The sequence below is a fragment of the Shinella sp. M27 genome (assembly GCF_049199905.1).
Taxonomy (GTDB): domain Bacteria; phylum Pseudomonadota; class Alphaproteobacteria; order Rhizobiales; family Rhizobiaceae; genus Shinella.
Genome location: NZ_JBLZPK010000014.1, coordinates 278312 through 298883 on the forward strand (window position 1 = coordinate 278312; position 20572 = coordinate 298883).

Annotated in this window: 18 protein-coding genes; 12 read left to right on the forward strand and 6 right to left on the reverse strand. The window is 62.1% G+C overall.

Features of this window, described 5'->3' with window-relative positions; all coding sequences use genetic code 11:
- Positions 1 to 38 precede the first annotated feature (38 nt).
- The 6 genes from hemB to ACOZK4_RS06695 all read left to right on the forward strand — a co-directional run bounded on the left by hemB (position 39) and on the right by ACOZK4_RS06695 (position 4083).
- Positions 39 to 1055 (forward strand): porphobilinogen synthase, encoded by a 1017-nt coding sequence (gene hemB / locus ACOZK4_RS06670; protein ID WP_421591180.1) that lies wholly within the window; start codon positions 39 to 41, stop codon positions 1053 to 1055.
- A gap of 98 nt (positions 1056 to 1153) precedes the next feature.
- On the forward strand, positions 1154 to 1618 hold the full coding sequence (locus ACOZK4_RS06675) for an RDD family protein (RefSeq protein ID WP_313522413.1): 465 nt from the start codon (positions 1154 to 1156) through the stop codon (positions 1616 to 1618).
- Between the two features lie 99 nt (positions 1619 to 1717).
- Positions 1718 to 2482: an arginyltransferase gene (locus tag ACOZK4_RS06680; protein ID WP_421591181.1), complete on the forward strand. Its 765-nt coding sequence runs from the start codon at positions 1718 to 1720 to the stop codon at positions 2480 to 2482.
- An 18-nt stretch (positions 2483 to 2500) separates the two neighbouring features.
- Positions 2501 to 3418 carry a DMT family transporter gene (locus ACOZK4_RS06685; RefSeq protein WP_421591182.1) on the forward strand — a complete coding sequence of 306 codons (918 nt, stop codon included), beginning with the start codon at positions 2501 to 2503 and terminating at the stop codon, positions 3416 to 3418.
- Between the two features lie 54 nt (positions 3419 to 3472).
- Positions 3473 to 3694: an AbrB/MazE/SpoVT family DNA-binding domain-containing protein gene (locus ACOZK4_RS06690; protein WP_421591183.1), complete on the forward strand. Its 222-nt coding sequence runs from the start codon at positions 3473 to 3475 to the stop codon at positions 3692 to 3694.
- A complete protein-coding gene (locus tag ACOZK4_RS06695) occupies positions 3691 to 4083 on the forward strand; it encodes a type II toxin-antitoxin system death-on-curing family toxin (protein ID WP_421591184.1) in 393 nt (130 codons plus the stop codon). Before ACOZK4_RS06690 ends, ACOZK4_RS06695 begins: the two co-directional genes overlap by 4 nt.
- Here ACOZK4_RS06695 and parC read toward each other — a convergent pair whose 3' ends face one another.
- Positions 4084 to 6336: a DNA topoisomerase IV subunit A gene (parC, locus tag ACOZK4_RS06700; protein WP_313522410.1), complete on the reverse strand. Its 2253-nt coding sequence runs from the start codon at positions 6334 to 6336 to the stop codon at positions 4084 to 4086.
- 210 nt (positions 6337 to 6546) lie between these two features.
- Here parC and ACOZK4_RS06705 point away from each other — a divergent pair, with 210 nt between their 5' ends.
- Entirely contained in the window at positions 6547 to 7743 is a 1197-nt protein-coding gene (locus ACOZK4_RS06705; RefSeq protein WP_421591185.1) for a hypothetical protein, read from the forward strand.
- Between the two features lie 77 nt (positions 7744 to 7820).
- Here ACOZK4_RS06705 and creD read toward each other — a convergent pair whose 3' ends face one another.
- Positions 7821 to 9254, reverse strand: coding sequence for a cell envelope integrity protein CreD (gene creD, locus ACOZK4_RS06710; RefSeq protein ID WP_421591186.1), 1434 nt, complete (start codon positions 9252 to 9254; stop codon positions 7821 to 7823).
- A 177-nt stretch (positions 9255 to 9431) separates the two neighbouring features.
- Positions 9432 to 11219, reverse strand: a complete 1788-nt coding sequence (gene aspS, locus ACOZK4_RS06715) for an aspartate--tRNA ligase (protein WP_421591187.1) — start codon at positions 11217 to 11219, stop codon at positions 9432 to 9434.
- A 79-nt stretch (positions 11220 to 11298) separates the two neighbouring features.
- Between aspS and ACOZK4_RS06720 the strand changes: the two genes are divergently transcribed.
- Positions 11299 to 11820, forward strand: coding sequence for a hypothetical protein (locus ACOZK4_RS06720; protein WP_421591188.1), 522 nt, complete (start codon positions 11299 to 11301; stop codon positions 11818 to 11820).
- 478 nt (positions 11821 to 12298) lie between these two features.
- Here ACOZK4_RS06720 and ACOZK4_RS06725 read toward each other — a convergent pair whose 3' ends face one another.
- Positions 12299 to 12826, reverse strand: coding sequence for a hypothetical protein (locus tag ACOZK4_RS06725; protein WP_421591189.1), 528 nt, complete (start codon positions 12824 to 12826; stop codon positions 12299 to 12301).
- 177 nt (positions 12827 to 13003) lie between these two features.
- Between ACOZK4_RS06725 and ACOZK4_RS06730 the strand changes: the two genes are divergently transcribed.
- The 3 genes from ACOZK4_RS06730 (at position 13004) to rnd (ending at position 16964) form a co-directional block, all read left to right on the forward strand.
- Complete coding sequence (locus ACOZK4_RS06730; protein ID WP_313522404.1) at positions 13004 to 14245, forward strand: MFS transporter; 1242 nt, start codon at positions 13004 to 13006, stop codon at positions 14243 to 14245.
- Between the two features lie 78 nt (positions 14246 to 14323).
- Positions 14324 to 15718, forward strand: a complete 1395-nt coding sequence (locus ACOZK4_RS06735; protein WP_421591218.1) for a multicopper oxidase family protein — start codon at positions 14324 to 14326, stop codon at positions 15716 to 15718.
- Positions 15719 to 15818: 100 nt separating this feature from the next.
- Positions 15819 to 16964, forward strand: coding sequence for a ribonuclease D (gene rnd / locus ACOZK4_RS06740; RefSeq protein ID WP_313522445.1), 1146 nt, complete (start codon positions 15819 to 15821; stop codon positions 16962 to 16964).
- A gap of 72 nt (positions 16965 to 17036) precedes the next feature.
- Here the strand turns inward: rnd and ACOZK4_RS06745 are convergent, their stop codons facing one another.
- Positions 17037 to 18188, reverse strand: a complete 1152-nt coding sequence (locus ACOZK4_RS06745; RefSeq protein WP_421591191.1) for a M10 family metallopeptidase C-terminal domain-containing protein — start codon at positions 18186 to 18188, stop codon at positions 17037 to 17039.
- Positions 18189 to 18575: 387 nt separating this feature from the next.
- Between ACOZK4_RS06745 and ACOZK4_RS06750 the strand changes: the two genes are divergently transcribed.
- On the forward strand, positions 18576 to 19934 hold the full coding sequence (locus ACOZK4_RS06750; RefSeq protein WP_421591193.1) for an esterase-like activity of phytase family protein: 1359 nt from the start codon (positions 18576 to 18578) through the stop codon (positions 19932 to 19934).
- Positions 19935 to 19977: 43 nt separating this feature from the next.
- Here the strand turns inward: ACOZK4_RS06750 and ACOZK4_RS06755 are convergent, their stop codons facing one another.
- Positions 19978 to 20571, reverse strand: a complete 594-nt coding sequence (locus ACOZK4_RS06755) for a DUF922 domain-containing Zn-dependent protease (RefSeq protein ID WP_313522401.1) — start codon at positions 20569 to 20571, stop codon at positions 19978 to 19980.
- Between the last annotated feature and the right edge of the window lies 1 nt (position 20572).

Consider the following 20572-nt stretch of genomic DNA (forward strand, 5'->3'; position numbering starts at 1 on the left):
ATGAGGCGCAGATCGGATCGCGTAAGGGAAATGGCATCATGACCGGCAGCAGGCACATTGTCGACGATATCACCGGCGGCCGCCGCATGCGGCGCAACCGGAAGGCCGACTGGACACGCCGCCTCGTGCAGGAAAACCGCCTGACGGTGGACGACCTCATCTGGCCGGTCTTCGTCGTGCCCGGCGAGAATGTCGTCGATCCCGTCGCCGCAATGCCCGGCGTCAACCGCATGAGCATCGACAAGCTGGTGGAAACCGCAAAGGAAGCCGCCGATCTCGGCATTCCTGCCATCGCCACCTTCCCGAATATCGAGATGAGCCTGCGCGACGAAACGGGTTCGCACTGTCTCGTGTCCAACAATCTCATCAACGAGGCGACGCGCGCCATCAAGAAGGCCGTGCCCCATATCGGCGTCATCACCGATGTCGCACTCGATCCCTTCACCAGCCACGGCCATGACGGCGTGCTGCGTGGCGATGTCATCGTCAATGACGAGACGGTGGATCTGGTGGCCAAGGCCGCCGTGCTCCAGGCCGATGCCGGCTCCGACATCATCGCGCCGTCGGAAATGATGGACGGCCGCATCGGCGCCATCCGTCATGCGCTGGATGCCGCGGGGCACCAGAATGTCGGCATCATGTCCTATGCCACGAAATTTGCCTCCGCCTTCTACGGCCCCTATCGCGACGCGATCGGCACCGGCGGCCTGCTGAAGGGCGACAAGAAGACCTATTACATCGACCCTGCCAACGGCACCGAGGCGATCCGCGACGCGGCCCTCGACGTCGAGGAAGGCGCCGACATGCTAATGGTCAAGCCCGGCCTGCCCTATCTCGATATCTGCTGGCGCATGAAGGAAGCCTTCGGCCTGCCCGTCTTCGCCTACCAGGTCTCCGGCGAATACAGCCAGATCAAGGCCGCCGCGATGAACGGCTGGATCGATGGCGAACGCGTGATGCTGGAAACGCTGCTCGCTTTCAAGCGCGCCGGCTGCGACGGCATTCTCACCTATTTCGCGATGGACGTGGCACGGTATCTGGCAAAGAAGGGCTGATCGGGAGTTCTGTCTCCCCATTCCTGCTTTCCGGCGCCCGTTGTTTTCCCCGAAACCATCCCCATATGTTCTGCATGTTCCACCACGGAGACAGGCAGATGAGCGCTGATTTCAATGAAACGCGGGTTCCGACGACGGATTGGCAGGCCTATCGCGGCGTGCTGTCGCGGCGGATTTTTGCGTTTCTGATCGATTACGCGATCGTCGCGCTTCTCTGGATTCCGGCCGCCGTCATCGTCTTCTTCCTGGGCATCCTGACGCTCGGCCTCGGCTTCTTCCTTTACCCTGCCCTCTTCGCCATCGTCGCCATGCTCTATTTCGGCCTGACGATGGGCGGGCCTTCACAGGCGAGTGCGGGCATGAACGTGATGGGCCTTGCGCTCGCTCGCGTCGATGGCCGCCCGGTGGATTTCCTGACCGCGATCGTGCATCTCGTGCTGTTCTGGATCGGCAATGCCGTGCTCACGCCGTTCATCGTGCTCGTCGGCCTGTTCACCGACCGTGGCCGCCTGCTGCATGACCTGCTACTGGGCACCGTCGTGGTTCGCCGCGACCGCTATTGATCAGCGGGCGCGGGCGAATTCCTCTAGTTGACCTTTTTTTGAACTAGGCCATGCTATTGGCATTATGTGTCACAAAGCGATGGAGTCGCCTCACGGCCGATGAATACGCAGGCAACACCCTCTCCGCAGTTCTATCTGACCGCGCCTGCGGCCTGTCCCTACCTGCCGCAGGAGATGGAAAGGAAGGTGTTTACCCATCTGGTGGGTGAACGGGCGCCGGAACTCAACGATCTCCTGACCCAGGGCGGCTTCCGCCGCTCGCAGAACATCGCCTACCGCCCCGCCTGCGAAAGCTGCCGCGCCTGCATTTCCGTCCGCATCCTCGTCAACGAGTTTCAGCCGCGCCGCTCGATGCGCCGGGTGCTGGCGACGAATGCCGATCTCATCGCACACGAATACCCTGCCGAGCCTTCGAGCGAGCAATACAGCCTCTTCCGTCAGTATCTCGACGCCCGCCACCAGAAGGGCGGCATGTCCGATATGTCCGTGCTCGACTATGCGATGATGGTGGAGGACACGCACGTCAACACCAAGATCGTCGAATACCGCAAGCGCGAGGAAGGCTCCGGCCTGCAGGAGCGTCCGCAGGGCGAACTGCTCGCCGTGGCGCTGACCGATCGCATGGGCGACGGCCTGTCGATGGTCTATTCCTTCTACAATCCGGAGCTTGCCGACCGTTCCTTCGGCACCTTCATGATCCTCGACCACATCAGGCGCGCTAAGGCGCTCGGCCTGCCGCATGTCTATCTCGGCTATTGGGTCAAGGGATCGCGCAAAATGGACTATAAAACAAAGTTTTTGCCGCAGGAGCACCTGATGCCGCGCGGTTGGGAGCGCTATGATGAGCAAGATACTGCCTCTTAGCATCGATTCGGTCCCATCGTGTCCCAGACAAGCGATCCCGCCCTTCACCGCAAGGGTCTTCTCATTACCGCCATCGGCGGCCTTGCCCTCTCCTTCGACATCCCGCTGATCCGCTCCGCCAACGGCGAAGTCTGGTCGGTGCTGGCGACACGCAGCATCGCGACCTTCGTGATGGCGATCCTCGCCTGGTCCGTGCTGCGTTTCGCGCTCGGCAAACGCGTGGCGCTGGTTCCCGGGCCGATGGGCCTGTTCATCGGCCTGCTCTACGGCATCAACTCACTGACCTTCATGCTGGCGGTGTTCAACACCTCCACGGCCAATGTCGTGTTCATCCTCGCCTTCACGTCGATGTTCGCGGCAATCCTCTCCTGGATCTTCCTCGGCGAGCGCCCCTCGAACGCGACGCTGGTCACCATGGCGGCCATGGTCGCGGGCGTTGCGCTGATCGTGCATGACGGTCTGGAAAGCGGAAACTTCTTCGGCGACGCCATGGCGGCCTCATCGGCCTTCCTGCTCGCTTCCGCCATTACGCTCAGCCGCCGCAGCGGTCTCGACATGGGCTTCGTGCCGCTCATCACCGCGATCTTTCCCGGCATCGCCGCGTTGATCCTGCTGCCCGACACCGGCTTCCAGATCGCAGCCCCCGGCTTCATCCTGTTCAACGGGCTCATCATGATCCCGCTCGCCTTCTTCTGCCTGGCCACCGGTCCGCGTTATCTCTCGGCGCCGGAAGTCGGCATGTTCTACCTGCTGGAAACCGTTCTCGCGCCCATCTGGGTCTGGATCGTCTTTGCCGAAACACCCACCACACAGACCCTCATCGGCGGCTCCATCCTCATCCTTGCTTTGCTTGCCCATTCCCTCTGGCAAATGCGCTCCAAGGCCCGCGCCGCCCGGAAAGGCGAAACGGCTACGGAGTTTCCGTTTACGGGGTGAGGCTTGAGATCGGCCCCACACAATGTTATAACTTAGTTATAACGGAGCAAGGCCATGAATATCACCATTCGCAAGATCGGCAATTCTGAAGGCATCATCATCCCGAAGGACGTCCTCGACCGCATGGGCGTCAAGGCGGGGGATGAACTGACGTTGAAGGAAGAAAGCGGTCAAATTCAGCTTATTCCCCAGAACGCCGATCTGGCGGAACAACTCAGGGCCGCCCGCATGGGTATGGAAAAGTATCGCGTCGCCCTCCGCGAACTCGCCAAATGAGTGACATCAAGTGGCTGACCCGCCAAGCTGTTGAGGTCATGCACGAAGAACAGATTCTTGAGCACGGCGGGCTTGGCGGGCTCAAAGACGAGAACGCTCTGGAGGCAGCTCTCGCCCGCCCGCTCAACAAGGCAGCATATAGCATGCCGGACCTTTTCGAATTGGCGGCCGCTTATCTTTACGGCATCGTGCGCAATCATCCCTTCTCTGACGGGAACAAGCGCACCGGCTTTCTTGCCGCGTTTACATTCCTGATCCTCAACGGCTTCCTGATCGAAGCGTCGCAAGCCGATGTCATCGCTTTCGTCCTAGCCGTCGCCGCAGGCGAGATCGATGAGGAGGGCGCGACGCGCTTCCTGCGCGACGTCAGCGTCCCCTATTCCGGCTGATCAGCCGCTGAACTTGCCGCTTCTCGGAAACCCCTTCGGCACCGTGCGGCCTGCCGTCGCGCGGTCGGCGAGCCATTCGGCGAGTTCTTCCTTCGTGCGCACGAAGTTGCGGCCGGCGCTGTCGTCCCAGGTGAGGCCGTCGGCGATGGCGAAGCAGCGCAGGTCGGAGATGCCGCCGTCCTTGTAGCGCTGGAGGCGAACGCCCTTGCCGCGTGACATTTCCGGCAGCTGCGCCAGCGGGAAGACCAACATCTTGCGGTTTTCGCCGACGACCGCGACGTGGTCGCCACGCACCGGCACCACGAGTTTGGCTTCATCGGGCATGCCGACATTCATCACCTGCTTGCCCTTGCGGGTATTGGCGACCATCTCAGTTTCCGCAACGACGAAGCCGTTGCCGGCCTGCGAGGCGATGACGACCTTGCGATGCGGATCGTGTACGAAGGCGGTCAGAACGTCCTGATCGTTTTCCATATCGACCATGATGCGCAGCGGCTCGCCATGGCCGCGACCGCCCGGCAGCTTGTCGGCGCCGAGCGTGTAAACCTTGCCGCCCGTCGTCACGATCAGCACCTTGTCCGTCGTCTGTGCCGGGAAGGCCACCTTGAGCGCATCACCCTCCTTGAACTGGAGACCGGATGTGTCGGCGATATGGCCCTTCAGCGCGCGGATCCAGCCCTTTTCCGAGATGACGACCGTCACCGGCTCCTTCTCGATCATCGCCTGCTGGATCGCCTCGACATCGGCTTCCGGCGCGCTGGCGAACTGGGTGCGGCGGCGGCCGAGTTCGGTCGCCTTGGCGAATTTCTTGCGGACCTCGCCGATTTCCCACGCGACGGTCTGCCACTGCTTCTCGTCCGAAGCGAGCAGCGATTCGATCTCGGCCTTCTCCTTCGACAGGCTGTCGAATTCCGTGCGGATTTCGAATTCCTCGAGCTTGCGCAGCGAGCGCAGGCGCATATTGAGGATCGCCTCGGCCTGCACGTCCGTCAGCGAGAAGGTTTCCATGAGGGAGACCTTCGGCTCGTCCTCCTCGCGGATGATGCGGATCACCTCGTCGAGGTTGAGATAGGCGATGAGGTAACCGCCGAGGATTTCGAGTCGGCGGTCTATGGCGGCGAGGCGGTGGCGCGAGCGGCGCTGCAAAACCTCGCGGCGGTGGGCGAGCCATTCGACCAGCACCTCCTTGAGGCTCATGACCTTCGGCACGCGCCCCATCGAGAGCACGTTCATGTTGAGCGGAATGCGGCTTTCCAGCTCGGAGAGCTTGAAAAGCGATTCCATCAGGATCGTCGGATCGACCGTGCGGCTCTTCGGCACCAGCACGATGCGCACGTCCTCGGCCGACTCGTCTCTGATGTCTTCGAGCAGCGGCAGCTTGCGGGCGATGAGCAGCTCGGCGATCTTCTCGATCAGGCGCGATTTCTGCACCTGATAGGGAATTTCGGTGATGACGATCTGGTAGCCGCCACGGCCGAGATCCTCTGTCTGCCATTTCGAGCGCACGCGGAAACCGCCGCGACCCGTCCGGTAGGCTTCGATGATGCTTTCGCGGCTGTCGATGATGATGCCGCCGGTCGGCAGGTCCGGGCCCTGCACGAACTCGACCAGCTTTTCCACCTCGGCATCCGGATTGCGGATGAGGTGAAGTGCTGCGTCGCACAGTTCATGCACATTGTGCGAGGGAATGGACGTCGCCATGCCCACGGCGATGCCCGAAGAACCGTTCGCAAGAAGGTTCGGGAAGGCGCCGGGCAGGACGACCGGCTCCTCGTCTTCCTCGTTGTAGGTCAGGCGGAAATCCACCGCGTCCTGATCGATGCCGTCGAGCAGCAGCGTCGCGACGTCGGTCATGCGCGCTTCGGTGTATCGGTAGGCGGCGGCGTTGTCGCCGTCAATATTGCCGAAATTCCCCTGCCCGTCGACGATCGGATAACGCTGCGAGAAATCCTGCGCGAGGCGCACCAGCGCGTCATAGACCGACTGGTCACCGTGCGGGTGGAACTTACCGATGACGTCGCCGACGATACGCGCGCATTTCTTGAAGGACGAATTGGCGCGAATGCCCATTTCGCTCATCGCGTGGATGATGCGGCGGTGAACCGGCTTCAGGCCGTCACGAACATCCGGCAGCGCGCGCTGGGTGATGGTCGACAGCGCATAGGCAAGATAGCGCTCTTCCAGCGCCGCCTTGAGGTCGACCGGCAGGATATTGTCGTCTCCGCCATCCGGCGGCAAAGTGTTTTGTCCCATGCGACTTGACTAGCCTCTAGACCGATTCGCGGCAAGGAATCCGGGCGATTGCGCTGTGGATAGCAGTTTGTAAAGCCTGTCGCGAATATGCCGCCGAAGCGCCAGAATTCTATAGAAAGTTGCGCGCGCCCGAATATAGTCGCCGCGCCGCCCGTCTATGAGCGGTAACGGCAAGGCAGCCGTCCAAAAATCCAGAAAGAGAGCCAATTCATGATGCGCACCTCCCATTTCCGCACCCTTCTCGCCGGCGCCGCGCTCGCCTCCCTGGCAAGCCCCGCTTTCGCGCTCGATGGCGCGGACCTGCTGGCGAAGCTGAATGCCACCTATGCCACGTCAGGCGTGACGGTCACCTCCTCGAACGTCGCCGTTGATGGCTCGACCGTTACCCTCGAAGGCGCCGAGCTGAAGCCCACAGGTGCAGCAGAACCGATCAAGCTCGGTACGGTCACCATGGAAGGCGTCGAGGAAGACGGCGACGGCGGCTACAAGATCGAGACCGTCGGCTTCGCGGATGTCAACGCGACCGAAGCGGAATCGACTGTTTCGGTCAAAGACATCGCGATCAGCGGCGTCACCATTCCCGGCACCGTGAAGCCCGGCACGCTCGAATCGCTTTTGATGTACGAATCGGCTTCCACCGGCCCGATCAACGTTTCCAACAAGGGCAAGGAAGTCTTCTCCATGTCCGGCATGGAAGCCAATGTCACGCGCATGGATGGCGATGCCGGCCTCGAATTCGACGCCACCCTGTCGGATCTCAAGGCGGACCTGACCTCCGTCGAAGACCCCAAGGCCAAGGATACGCTCGCCAAGCTCGGCATGACCTCGCTCGACGGCAAGGTCTCCATGTCCGGCAGCTGGGAACTGGCCAGCGGCAAGCTCGCCGTCGATGAATACACCTTCGACTTCAAGGATGTCGGCAGCCTCAGCCTGTCGCTGGAATTCTCCGGCTACACGCTCGATTTCCTGAAGGGCATCCAGGAAGCCATCAAGGCATCCGAATCCAACCCGAACAAGGAAGAAGCCAACGCAGCACTCGGCATGTCCATGATGGGCCTCGTGCAGCAGCTGACCTTCAACAGCGCCTCGATCTCCTTCGAAGACGCCTCGATCACCAAGAAGCTGCTCGACTATGCCGGCAGCGAACAGGGCGTTACGGGCGAGCAGATGGCGCAGTCGCTGAAGGGCCTGATCCCGGTCATGATCGCGCAGCTCAACATGCCCGACCTGCAGAACCAGATCTCGGCCGCCGCCAACACCTTCCTCGACGATCCGAAGAACCTGACGATCAGCGCCGAGCCGAAGGAGCCGGTGCCGTTCCCGATGATCATGGGTGCCGCCATGGGCGCACCGCAGACCATCCCGCAGGTTCTCGGCGTTACCGTCACGGCCAACGAAGAGATGTAATCCATCCTTTCGGCCACGCGCTGAAAAGAGAAAGCCCGGAGCGATGCTCCGGGCTTTTTGCGTTCGGGGTCGCCGCCTCAGCGGATGGGTATGGCCTGTGGCGCCGACCACTCCACGCGGCGCGTCGCGTACATGGTGGCGGCAATGGTGACGAAGGAGATCAGCGCGCCGGCGAGCAGCGCATATTCATCCTCGCGCAGCACCAGATACATGACACCATAGGCGGAGATGAGCACGGCGCCGAGCGACAGGCCGTTCTTTCGGCTGCCGGTGGCACTGCCGAGATAGGCAGCGATCAGCAAGGTCGTCGCAAGTGCTGCCACGATATAGGCGATGGTGAAGCCGGTATGTTCGGCAAGCGCCAGGAGCAGTACGTAGAAGACGATCAGCGCGAGGCCCGTCAGCACATACTGGATCCAGTGCACCATGCGCGCACCCTTTAACTCCACGACGAAGACGGCGAGGAAGACGAGCGAGATGAAGCCGATCGAGTATTTCAGCGTACGCGAGATAACCTGGTAGAACTGCACGGGCTCCACGAGGTTGATGCTCATCATGCTGCCCGACAGCGGCAGCGTCGGGCCGGAGGCGACGCGGTCGATGCCGCGGGCGAGATAGGGGATCGTCCACTTGGCTGAGAAATCCTTGGCCGTGATGGTCTTCTCCTCCGGCAGGAAGAGACCCTCGAAGCCGGGATGCGGCCAGTTGGCCTTGGCGGCGAAACTCGTCGTCTGGCCGGCAGGCGCCACGGCAAAGCTGCGTGAGCCGTTGAGCGACAACGCGATTTCGAAGGCAAAGCCGCTGTCGATCAGCGCACGCTCGATTGGCCGGTGCACGCCCGCGCTTGATTGCGGCGTGGCGTAGCCATCCGCACCGACCACGCTCATCGCGGAAATCTGCCGCATGCCGGGATCGAAGGGCCGTACAGCCCCATTGTCAATCTTCACGCCCGCATCGGAGCGAATGCCCGTGATGTCGTTGATATTCAGCACAAGGATCGCGCGGTCGAGCTGCGGCGTGCCGGAGAACTGCGCGAGGTCCTGCAGGATATTGCTGCCGAAGCGGCCTTTCAGGGTCAGCGCGCCGTTATAGACCGGCAGCGTGTAGATCGAGAGTTTTCGCTCCTCCGCCTTGAGATCGGCCGTCACGTCCAGCACTTCCGGCATGACGAGCGCCCATTCGGTCGTCTGCTCGACCACGGTTCGGCCATCCACCTCGCGGCTGCGCTGCACCTCGAAGGGCACGGCGATGTAGGGGCCGTTGATCGCCTGGTCGCCGCCCCAGCCGTTGGCGATGCGGCGCGAGACATCCGCCGCCCGTTGAGCACGCTCTTCCGTGAGCCCCCAGACGAGCAGCAGCGGCACCAGCAGCGCCACGGAGATGACGCCGATCATGATGAACTTGACGCCCGGCGAGCGCAGGAAAGTCGTCAGGTTGCCGCGCGGTTCGGGATAGGGAGAAGGCCGGGAGGATACCGCAGGCGCGGGATCGTCGGCTTGCATATCGGTCATGAAAAGTCCCTCCAGTCGTGAATCGCCTCTTGCGGGCGTCTCTTCACGCTAGGGGTGCATTTGGACCGATTATGCGCGGAATTGGGCTCGACTGGCGGCGAATTCGCGGCATTGTGGCGTCCAAACGGAAAGGGCCGGCATTACCGCCGGCCCTTTCTGCAAGTCCTTTCGAAGGTCTTAGTCCTTCTTGGACGGAACGACGCGCAGCGCCAGTTCGCGAAGCTGCGTCGGCGTTGCCGGCGAAGGGGCGTTCATCAGCAGGTCCTGCGCCTGCTGGTTCATCGGGAACAGCGAAATTTCGCGCAGGTTCTTCGCACCGACGAGCAGCATGACGACACGGTCGATACCGAAGGCGCAGCCGCCGTGCGGCGGAGCGCCGTACTGGAACGCGCGGTAGAGGCCGCCGAAGCGCTCTTCCACATCCTGCTGGCTGAGGCCGACCTTTTCGAAGGCCTTGACCATCAGCTCCGGCGACTGGTTACGGATCGAGCCCGAGGCGATTTCGAAGCCGTTGCACACCGCGTCGTACTGGTAGGCCTTCAGCTCCAGCGGATCCTTGCTGTCGAAGGCTTCGAGGCCGCCCTGCGGCATGGAGAACGGGTTATGCGCGAAGTCGATCTTCTTTTCTTCCTCGTTGTATTCGTAGAACGGGAAGTCGACGATCCAGCACATTTCGAAGCGGTCGCGATCGACGAGGTTCAGTTCCTCGCCGGCGCGGGTGCGGGCTTCGCCGGCAAACTTGTAGAACTTGGCCGGGTCGCCGGCGACGAAGAAGCAGGCGTCGCCGTCTTCGAGGCCGAGCTGCTGGCGAACGGCTTCCGTGCGCTCTTCGCCGATGTTCTTGGCAAGCGGGCCTGCGCCCTCGAGCTTGTCGCCTTCCTTGCGCCAGAAGATGTAGCCAAGGCCGGGCTGGCCGGTAGACTGCGCCCAGGCGTTCATGCGGTCGCAGAACGCGCGGCTGCCGCCGGTCTTGGCCGGGATCGCCCAGACCTGAACCTTCGGGTTCGACGCGATCATGTTCGCGAAGACCTTGAAGCCCGAACCGGCGAAATGGTCGGTCACGGCCTGCATGACGATCGGGTTGCGCAGGTCCGGCTTGTCGGAACCATACTTGCGGATGGCTTCGTCATAGGGGATGCGCGGCCACTCTTTGGTGACCGGCTTGCCTTCGGCGAACTCTTCGAAGACAGCCGTCATCATCGGCTCCATCGTTTCCCAGACGTCTTCCTGGGTGACGAAGCTCATCTCGACGTCGAGCTGGTAGAATTCCCCCGGCAGGCGGTCGGCGCGCGGGTCTTCGTCGCGGAAGCACGGCGCGATCTGGAAGTAGCGGTCGAAACCGGCGACCATCAGGAGCTGCTTGTACTGCTGCGGGGCCTGCGGCAGCGCGAAGAACTTGCCTTCATGAATGCGCGACGGCACGAGGAAGTCGCGGGCGCCTTCCGGCGAGGAGGCCGTCAGGATCGGCGTGGTGTATTCGGCAAAACCGGCCTCGCCCATGCCCTTGCGCATGGAGGAGATGATCTGCGTGCGGCGCACGATGTTCTTGTGCAGCGTCTCGCGGCGCAGGTCGATGAAGCGGTACTTCAGGCGCACGTCTTCCGGGTATTCCGGCTCGCCGAAAACCGGCAGCGGCAGCTCCTTGGCGGCGGAGAGCACTTCGATCTCCTGCGCGTAGAGTTCGATCTCGCCGGTGGGCATGCCCTTATTGACGGTGTCCTCCGTGCGCGCCTTGACGAGACCGTCGATGCGGATGACCCATTCGCCGCGCACCGTCTCGGCCTTCTTGAAGGCCGGACTGTCCGGATCGGCGACGACCTGGGTGATGCCGTAATGGTCGCGCAGGTCGATGAAAAGCACGCCGCCATGGTCGCGGACGCGGTGAACCCAGCCCGAAAGACGAACGGTCTGGCCGACATCGGCCTTGCGGAGGGCGGCGCAGGTGTGGCTGCGGTAACGGTGCATCGTTGTATCCTGAAATGCGTGAGGGACACGCGGGAAGAATCCGGCGCGTTTACCCAGGAAAAATCGGGCGGAAAAGCGCATGATGACGCCCGTTTGTCAAGGCTTGGCGGGTTTTGAAGACGCCGGGCCGCCGATCTTGCCTCCTCGCCTCCCGCTATTGTCCGTCGAGTGTTCACCGGAGACGCGCCGGATGCAGTTTGTAATCGGGGTTTCTGTCGAGAAGCGCCAGCAGGATACGGGATTGCTCCTCGAAAACGGCGACGAGTTCGGCATCCGTGCCGATGATGCATGGCGGGACATGCGAAAATCCGCCTTGAGCGCGCGAAGGCTTACCCGTGTTTTCGGCCAAGGGGCCGCAACATCCATTGCGCCGGCAGGCCCGCCGGCGGCAGGTCGTCAGGTCGCGAAGTATCGTCGCCGTCTGCCGCATCGCGCGTTCGGCAAGCATATCGGCCTGAACAGGACCGGAGGGGATGGCGTCCATGTGCATTCTCCTTTCGCCTGCACGGAGAACCACGCAATGCCCGTGGCATCCGTGGAGTGGCGCAGTTTCGTCCCGGCGAACCGGGTTCGGACGGGGCGCCGCAAGGTGCCTCGTTGAAAAGTGTATGTGACGCCTTCCGGCACCCCGTTCGGTGTCTTTTCGCGGCAACTGCGGTTTCTCTACGCGAACCGGCGCCTTTTCCAGGGCCATTGCGCGCCGGCCGGAGCCGGGCAATGCGAAAGGCCTGACGCACGCGGCATTCGCGCCGCCGCATCCGGCCATCGCCGGTCATATCCTCTGTGCCGCACAGGCACGCCACGGGGTATCACGACAGATGAGCCCGTGAGGGAAACCATTTTCTGCCACGCCTCGAAACCCGGCGTGCGTAACCGCCGAAACCCCAAGGCACCGATCCCGCCTCGCCGGCAACGCGCTCCGGTGTATCCGCGGCGGGACGGGAGGATTATGGGCATGGGTTTTGAGGGTGGGGAAAACGGGGAATAGATTTTTCTAGAGAGTGCGGATGGTAGCGCACTGCTAGCAATGTCCGGGAGCATGATCGTCCACTAGACGCGCTCGCATGAAATTTCGACGTTTACCCTGCATAGACGAAATATGCGCGTCTCTTGCTCGGTACAAGTATGGCAAAGCCAATCTGGCCATACGCGAAAAAGGCATCGCTGCCTGAAATCGCCGCATTGATCTCGGCTTCGATCGTCGGGCTGATATTGATGTCGAAACCATATTGTCCGAGATAGGTCCGAATCTCGGGATCTCCAGCCTTGGCCCATTTGCGACCGTCTTGAATTGGAGTCCGCTTCCACCTGTAAAAGCGCCCACGCCAGTCCCCGCCGTCCCGTCGCGCGCAGTCCAACCCCTCCAGGTATCCAAGGCCACGCAACTCCAGCGCTTTCGATACATCTTCTGGCAATTCATAAGCAATTACACCGGTTTCGTTGTCACCCGGCAAACCGACGCCCCAAGCTTTCTCTTCTGCATACAAAACCTTCTCTATGTTCATTCCGCATGGCGCGCGAACGAGTCGGTGATCAGGCGTGAACAATTTGCATCCAGCATAGGGGAGGGCAATCGCGAGAACGAGAAACAGTGACCATCTGCGCATGCCGCCCCCCATCTAATCAGTCTTATCAGGGCATAGATCGAAAGGGGCATATTGTCGATTGCTCGCAACAGCGTAACCGACGCGAGCTACAGCCTCTGCAAAATCAGACAGGCATGCTGCCCTGCATTATTCTCGTAGCCCTCTCCCATTCGCCAAAACCTCCGCCATAGTGGCCGCATGTCCACGATTCGCCCTCTGATTCCCCTCCTCCTCACCGCAGGCATTCTCATCGGCGGCAACGGCCTTCAGGGCACGTTTATTGCGCTGCGCGCCTCGCAGGAGGGGTTTTCGACCGCGACGATCGGTTTTGTCGGGGCGGGCTACAGCATCGGTTTTGCCATCGGCTGCATCTATGTGACGCGCGTGCTGCGGGCGATCGGGCATATCAGGACATTCTCGGCGATGGCGGCCATCGCCTCGGCCTCGGCGATTGCCATGGTGCTTTTGATCGATCCGCTGATGTGGTTCGTCATGCGTATCGTCGCCGGCATTTGTTTTGCCAGCCTCTTTGCCACCGTCGAAAGCTGGCTCAACGCCTCCGTCACCAATGCCAACCGGGCGCGCACGCTGTCGATCTACCGTCTCGTCGATCTCGGCTCGGTGACGGCCGCGCAGTATCTCATTCCCGGCATCGGCATCGGCGGCTTCGAGCTTTTCGCCATCGTCGCCATGGCGCTATCCCTGTCGCTGGTGCCGATCTCGCTTGCCGACCGTTCCAGCCCGACCGTGCCGGAAGCGATCCGCTTCGACGTCAAAAAGCTCTGGAACATCTCGCCGCTCGCCACTGTTGGCTGCATCGTCGTGGGACTGACCAATGCCGCCTTCCGCAATCTCGGACCGATCTATGCGCACGACATCGGGCTGTCCGTCACAGCAATCGCGAGCTTCATGAGTGCGGGCATCGTCGGCGGCGTGGTGCTGCAATATCCGCTCGGCATCTATTCCGACCGGCTCGACCGGCGCCTGATCATCCTCGTCGCCACGCTCGGCTCGGCGCTTGCCGCGCTCTATCTGGCCTTCTTCGCCGGCGGCGACGAGTGGCGCAATTTCGTCGGCATCTTCATCTTCGGCGCCTTCGCCATGCCGCTCTATTCACTCTGCTCGGCCCATGCCAACGACCATGCGGGCGAAGGCGAGCATGCGCTGGTTTCGGCCGGCATGCTGTTCTTCTGGTCCTGCGGCGCGATCATCGGCCCGCTGTTCGCCTCGGTACTGCTGCAGGTCTTCGGCCCGCAGGCGCTCTTCCTCTATACGGCCGTCATCCTCCTCGCCTTCATGGGCTACACGGCGCTGCGCATAAGCGCGCGCCCGGCTGTGCCCGCCGGCGCGCGGCGCAGCCGTTTCCGCAACCTGCTGCGCACCTCCTTCTTCTTCAACAAGCTCGCCGCCTCGGAAAAAGACCGCAACGGCCGCCCGTGAACCTGCGGCAATCTGGTTGCATCAGGCGCATTGCTGAGCCCTGCCCTCAGGTTTAGAAGCGGGTGACGCACCGGAGGGATTGCCATGCTGACACGTCGCACGCTGATGAAGGGCGCACTCGTTGCCGGAGCCTATGCCGGTGGCGTCAGCCTCGCAGGCCGTTTCGGCGGTTTTTCGGCCCAGGCGCAGCCGAAGACGACGCTGGTGGCGCGCAACTCCGAAGCCCTGCTCACGGACAAAGGCCCGACCAGGGGCATCATGACCTATGGTGACGGCGAAATACCGCCGGTGCTGCGCATGCAGCGCGGCAAACCCTTTGCGCTCAAGCTCGACAACAGGCTCACCGAGCCGACCACGATCCATTGGCACGGCTTGCGCATCGACAACAGGATGGACGGCGTGCCCTTCCTGACGCAGCCCTATATCTACGGCGGCGACGGCTTCGACTATGCCTTCACGCCACCCGATGCCGGCACCTTCTGGTATCACCCGCACTGCAACACGCTGGAACAGATGGGCCGCGGTCTCAACGGGCTCATCGTCGTGGAGGATCCCGCCGATCCCGTGTTCGATGCCGAGATCGTGCTGAACCTGCGCGACTGGCGGCTTGGCGGGGACGGGCAGTTCATCGCCCAGTTCAAGCCGCGCGACGCCGCGCGTGCCGGCACCTTCGGCACGGTGCGCACCGCCAACTGGCGGCAATCGCCGCGATATGACGCGCCGGCGGGCGGCCTCGTACGCCTGCGGATCGCCTCGACGGACGTCACCCGCATCCTAGCGCTCAACATGGAAGGAGCACAGGCAGAGGTCATCGCCGTCGACGGCAACCCGGCTGCCGAACGCTTCGCGCTCGATCACCTGATGATCGGCCCCGGCCAGCGGCTCGACCTCGTGCTGCGCATGCCCGATGGCGAAGGTGCCGTCGCCGCCCTCATGGACCTGCGCGGCACGAAACCCGCGACGCTTGCGACCTTCCGCGCCGTCAGCGCCTCGCTGAAACGCGATGTCCGCGACCTGCCCGCCCTTGCCGCCAATCCGCTATCCGAGCCCGACCTGTCTGCCGCCACCGAACTCCCCTTCATCCTCAGCGCCTCCGCAGAGGAGCGGCCGAAAGATGGCATCTGCGGATCGCTCGGCTATAATTTCTGGGCGATCAACCGCGTGCCGTGGGCCGACGACACGGGCGACCCGACCGTGCCGCTCGCCGAGATGAAGGCGGGCAAGACCTATATCTTCAATGTCGAGAACCCGACGCCGCAGGTGCATCCGCTCCACCTGCACGGCCTCGCCTTCCGGCCGATGAATTCGAACAAGCAGTCGATCCGCCCGCATTTTTCCGACACCTACCTCATCCTGCCGGACGAAAAGGTGCAGCTGGCGCTGGTGGCCGACAATCCGGGCGACTGGGTGTTCCATTGCCACATCATCGAGCACCAGAAGACCGGCATGACGAGCTATGTGCGTGTAACCTGAGGTTTCCGGCGGGCAAGTTTTCGATTGTGGCAAAACCGTGGACCGTCTAGAGATGCCCGATCATAAAAATCAAGAAAGTCCGCCCGAGCCCGTCATGCAGATCATCGAGACCACCGCAGCCCTTCGCGACGCCTGTGAGACGCTCGCCCGTTCCGAATATCTGACCATCGACACGGAGTTCCTGCGGGAAACGACCTTCTGGCCGGAACTGTGCCTGATCCAGCTCGCCGGCCCCGAGATCGAAGTCATCGTCGATCCGCTCGCCAAGGGGCTCGATCTTGCGCCCTTCTTCGAACTGATGGCCAACAGCGCAGTGCTGAAGGTGTTTCATGCCGCGCGGCAGGACATCGAAATCATCGTCAATCGCGGCAATCTCATTCCGCATCCGATCTTCGACACGCAGGTCGCCGCCATGGTCTGCGGCTTCGGCGACAGCGTCTCCTATGACCAGCTCGTGCAGAAGATCAAAGGCGAGCATATCGACAAGTCCTCGCGCTTCACCGACTGGAGCCGCCGCCCGCTCACCGACAAGCAGCTCGAATATGCGCTGGCCGACGTCACGCATCTTCGCGATGTCTATCTCGCACTGAAGGAGAAGCTCGACGAGGCCGGCCGCTCGCTGTGGCTGACCGAGGAAATGGCAGTGCTGGAATCGCGCGAGACCTATGACCTGCATCCCGACGATGCCTGGAAGCGGCTCAAGATGCGCGTCAAGAAGCCAATCGAGCTTGCCGTGCTGCAGAAGGTCGCCGCCTGGCGCGAGCGGGAGGCCCGCGGCCGCAACGTGCCGCGCTCGCGCATCCTGAAGGACGACACGATCTACGAAATCGCTCAGCAGCAGCCAGCCGACGCCGAGGCACTGGCGCGCCTGCGCACCATCCCCAAGGGCTGGGAACGCTCGCAATCCGGCACGGCGCTGCTCGAGGCCGTCGGCGAGGCGCTGGCGATCCCGAAGACCGATCTGCCCCGCCTGCCCCGCCAGAACCACGTTCCGGAAGGTGCTGCATCGGCCAGCGAAATGCTGAAAGTGCTGCTCAAGATCGTCTCGGAAAAAGAAGGCGTCGCCGCCAAGATCATCGCCAATTCCGACGATCTCGAAAAGATCGCCATCGAAGGCGAGGCCGCCGAGGTCGCCGCCCTTAAAGGCTGGCGCCGCGACCTCTTCGGCGAAACCGCCCTCAACCTCATCGGTGGCAAGGTGGCGCTCCGCTTCGTCGACAAGAAGATCGAGGCGGTAGAGATCTGATCCCGCAATCCTTGCATCGAAAACAAAAAGGGCGGCCTCGGGCCGCCCTTTGTCTTTCCAGCGAAGGTCAGCTTAGAGGATAAAATCCGTGCTCTTCAGCGTGATCAGCGCATCGATGCTGAGAGTGAAGTCGGCGGTGCCATCGCCATTGACGTCGCCCTGAACAAACGTGTCGCCGCTCTTCTGGAAATAGCGCAGTTCGCCGGCCACATCGTGGAAGGCTGCCGTACCGATGAACTTGAAAGCCGCGCTTCCCGCAGCGGAGCCATTGGCGTCGATTGCCGACAGGCCGATCTTGTCGCTTCCCTGCGTGAAGTCGAGAATCTTGTCGCCCCTAGCGGCCGCGACCGTCTCGAAGACAAACGTATCGCCACCGCCGCCGCCCTTGAGGACGTTGACATCAGCGCTGGCGATGATCGTATCCTTACCGGAACCGCCGATAACGTTTTCGAAATTACGGATGTGGAAATTGCCCGCTCCGGTCTTCACCGTGGACTGGCCATCCAGATCGATCGTCAGCGCGCTGGTAAAAGCGGAGAAATTGACGGTGTCGATATCCTTGTCCGTCGTCTCCGTTATGCCTTCGCCGCCGTCGACGGTGACATGCTGGCCCTTGTCGGTCAGCGCTGCGAACTTGATCGTGTCGGCATCGCGCCCGAGCGATATGTAATCGGCACCGCCGGCGCCGAGCGTGACCTTGTCATTGCCGCGCCCCATATAGACGGCTCCAACCCAGGCATTGCCGCTGGTCGTGAGCGTGTCGGCGTCGCGGCCGAGATCCATGTTGCCGACTTCGCCGTCTCCGGTCACGGAAACGGAATCGTTACCTCGGCCCAGGCCGATGTAGCCCACCCAATAACCGACCGTCACCTTCTCGATGCTGCCGCCGCCGACGATCGTTCCCACATCGGCATTCTTCAGGGTGATGGTGTTCGTTCCCTCGGTATAGACGGTGATGGAATCCATCGATATGCGGTTGTCGTCGGTCGTTCCATTTGACAAGTCGGTGATAGTGACGCTGGCATCCCCACTGAAGCGCAACAGCCCGGTGTGCCAGCTGTTACCGGTAAGCTTCAGCGTCACCGTGCGCGGCGACGCGGCATCAGGCGCCCAAAGATCCAGGTTGTTGAGCCAGCGGTCGAACCATTCGAAAGTATCGCCGCCGATACCGAACGTGGTGGATCCATTGAGTGTCACGCTTACATTGGAATTGACAGTGGTCATGTCATTGTCTCCCGCTCATCGGCCCATAGCCGCCTGAAGGCTTGGGCGTTGTTCTTGAGGTCGATCCCCGATCGCCGTGAAAAAAGGATGTCCGCAGGGGACGCCGTCAGGCGTAACGGAGCGGAACATCTTTCCTTCAATTTACCTGAAATTAACGCAAACTCCACCGGCAATTGAAGAAGACATTCCTGAAACAGGAAATACAAATGTGGATTTTTCTGGGGATATACAGGCTGTCGACGCCGCGAAGGTCCATCCGGAGGCCGATTGCCTCCAAATGCATCGCCACAAGTTCTTGTTTCGTCACGAAAACGACAAGCAACTGTCAAGCGGCAGTCATCCGCAGCCCCTATCAAACGGCCTCGCTTTTAGAACCCCGAGGACGATATGACCAAACATCTTTTCACCACCGCCGCCCTTTCGCTTCTGATGATGACCGCAGCCTTCGCCGCGGAAAAGGAATTTCCGGCCACGCTGAAGGCCCATGCCATCCTTCCGGCCAATACGATCCTCGCGGCACCCGCCGACACCGCCGACTATCTCAAGACCTCGGGCAAGTTCTCGACGGCCGACCGCAGGCGAGTCGATGCGCTCGGTACCGTCATGGGCAAGGACGGCGTGCGCGAGACCGGTCTTTCGCTGCCCTTCGACGGCCAGCCGATGCAGGGTTTTTCCGGCATCAAGGCCATGGACGACGGCTCGTTCTGGACGCTGTCCGACAACGGTTTCGGCAACAAGCTGAATTCCACCGATGCGATGCTGATGATCCACAATGTGCGTTTCGACTGGGACAAGGGCACGATGGAACCCGTCAAGACCGTGTTTCTCTCCGACCCGAACAAGAAGGCGCCTTTCCCGATCGTCATGGAAGGTGCCGAGAAGCGCTATCTGACGGGCGGTGATTTCGACGTGGAATCCATCCAGCCGGTCGCCGATGGTTTCTGGATCGGTGAGGAATTCGGCCCCTACATCCTGAAGTTCGACCTTGAGGGCAAACTCACCGATGTCATCGCCACGGAGGTTGACGGCAAGCCGGTCACCTCGCCCGACAATGCGACGCTTACCGTACAGGCCGACCCGTCGAAGAAGATGCCGGCCTTCAACGTCAAGCGCTCCGGCGGTTACGAGGGCCTTGCGCTCTCGAAGGACGGTTCGAAGCTCTATGGTCTGCTGGAAGGCCCGATCTGGATCGACAGCGAAAGCGTCGAGCAGGCCGACGGCCGTCCGGCGCTGCGCATCATCGAGCTCGACGTCGCTTCCAAGGCCTGGACGGGTCGCAGCTGGCTCTATCCGCTCGCCGAAGGCGGCGAGGCGATCGGCGATTTCAACATGCTGGACGAAACGACCGCCCTCGTGATCGAGCGCGACAACGGCGCCGGCACAGCCGACAAGGCCTGCGCCGATCCCAAGGACCCGAAGCCGGATTGCTTTGCCATCGCCTCGAAGGTCAAGCGCATCTACAAGATCGCCATGACCGACGAGAACGCCGGCAAGGCGGTGCGCAAGATCGGCTATATCGATCTCCTAAAGATCGCCGATCCCGATAACAAGAAGCGCCAGGGCGGCGGCGACGGTTTCTACGACATGCCGTTCGTAACGATCGAAAACGTCGACCGCGTGGACGAGACGCATATCATCGTCGGCAACGACAACAACCTGCCTTTCTCGGCCGGCCGCGCGCTGGACAAGGCCGACGGCAACGAATTCGTGCTGCTCGAAGTTGGCGATTTCCTGAAGGCCGAGTAATCGGCAGTCGGCGGCGTCTTGTGGCGCCGCCGTTCCCTTCCGCTTAGCGCGGATCGACCAGTTGCAAGATCAGCTGATGCACATTGCCGCCGTCGCTCAGTTCGACTGTGTCGAAATCGCGGCTGCGGGCGCGCTGGGCGTCTGAGAGTTCGCCGAGGCGGGCCTGGAGTTGCGGGCGGATCTTCTGGCAGTTCGGGTCGTTCTCGACCGTCATGCCGACGCTCATCGCCTCGATCTGCTTGACCATGTCCTTGATGAAATCGCCGTGGATTTTTTCATGCGCGGTGACGCCCGCGATAAAGGTGTCCCAGCGGCCTTTCAGCGGCTCGGAGAGTTTCGATTTCAGCTTGGGTAGCGTGTAGGTGATAATCAGCTTCGGCTTGTTGACCGTGATGACACAGGCGTCGCCCTGGCGCTCGTATTTGCGCGTCCAGGTCAGCTTGAAGCCGGTATGGGCGATGACGCGGGCAACGCCCAGCTTCGGGCCGCGCTCGCCGATCGACTGATAGATTTCGAGGCCCGTGCTTCCCTGCACCGTGTAGGGCTCGACGCGCTCGGTTGCCTGCCAATCCTGCGCGGCGGCATGGCCGGAAAGGAAGAGGCTGGCGGCGAAGATCAGTCGAAGCGGGGTCCGCATG

What these genes read in the sequence shown, in the direction of transcription:
- ACOZK4_RS06745 (WP_421591191.1), bottom strand. Translation starts at nt 18,188, where the DNA reads ATGACCACTGTCAATTCCAATGTAAGCGTGACACTCAATGGATCCACC.
- ACOZK4_RS06675 (WP_313522413.1), top strand. Translation starts at nt 1,154, where the DNA reads ATGAGCGCTGATTTCAATGAAACGCGGGTTCCGACGACGGATTGGCAG.
- parC (WP_313522410.1), bottom strand. Translation starts at nt 6,336, where the DNA reads ATGGGACAAAACACTTTGCCGCCGGATGGCGGAGACGACAATATCCTG.
- ACOZK4_RS06750 (WP_421591193.1), top strand. Translation starts at nt 18,576, where the DNA reads ATGACCAAACATCTTTTCACCACCGCCGCCCTTTCGCTTCTGATGATG.
- aspS (WP_421591187.1), bottom strand. Translation starts at nt 11,219, where the DNA reads ATGCACCGTTACCGCAGCCACACCTGCGCCGCCCTCCGCAAGGCCGAT.
- ACOZK4_RS06690 (WP_421591183.1), top strand. Translation starts at nt 3,473, where the DNA reads ATGAATATCACCATTCGCAAGATCGGCAATTCTGAAGGCATCATCATC.
- creD (WP_421591186.1), bottom strand. Translation starts at nt 9,254, where the DNA reads ATGACCGATATGCAAGCCGACGATCCCGCGCCTGCGGTATCCTCCCGG.
- ACOZK4_RS06720 (WP_421591188.1), top strand. Translation starts at nt 11,299, where the DNA reads ATGATGACGCCCGTTTGTCAAGGCTTGGCGGGTTTTGAAGACGCCGGG.
- ACOZK4_RS06755 (WP_313522401.1), bottom strand. Translation starts at nt 20,571, where the DNA reads ATGCGGACCCCGCTTCGACTGATCTTCGCCGCCAGCCTCTTCCTTTCC.
- ACOZK4_RS06695 (WP_421591184.1), top strand. Translation starts at nt 3,691, where the DNA reads ATGAGTGACATCAAGTGGCTGACCCGCCAAGCTGTTGAGGTCATGCAC.
- ACOZK4_RS06725 (WP_421591189.1), bottom strand. Translation starts at nt 12,826, where the DNA reads ATGCGCAGATGGTCACTGTTTCTCGTTCTCGCGATTGCCCTCCCCTAT.
- ACOZK4_RS06680 (WP_421591181.1), top strand. Translation starts at nt 1,718, where the DNA reads ATGAATACGCAGGCAACACCCTCTCCGCAGTTCTATCTGACCGCGCCT.
- hemB (WP_421591180.1), top strand. Translation starts at nt 39, where the DNA reads ATGACCGGCAGCAGGCACATTGTCGACGATATCACCGGCGGCCGCCGC.
- ACOZK4_RS06705 (WP_421591185.1), top strand. Translation starts at nt 6,547, where the DNA reads ATGATGCGCACCTCCCATTTCCGCACCCTTCTCGCCGGCGCCGCGCTC.
- ACOZK4_RS06730 (WP_313522404.1), top strand. Translation starts at nt 13,004, where the DNA reads ATGTCCACGATTCGCCCTCTGATTCCCCTCCTCCTCACCGCAGGCATT.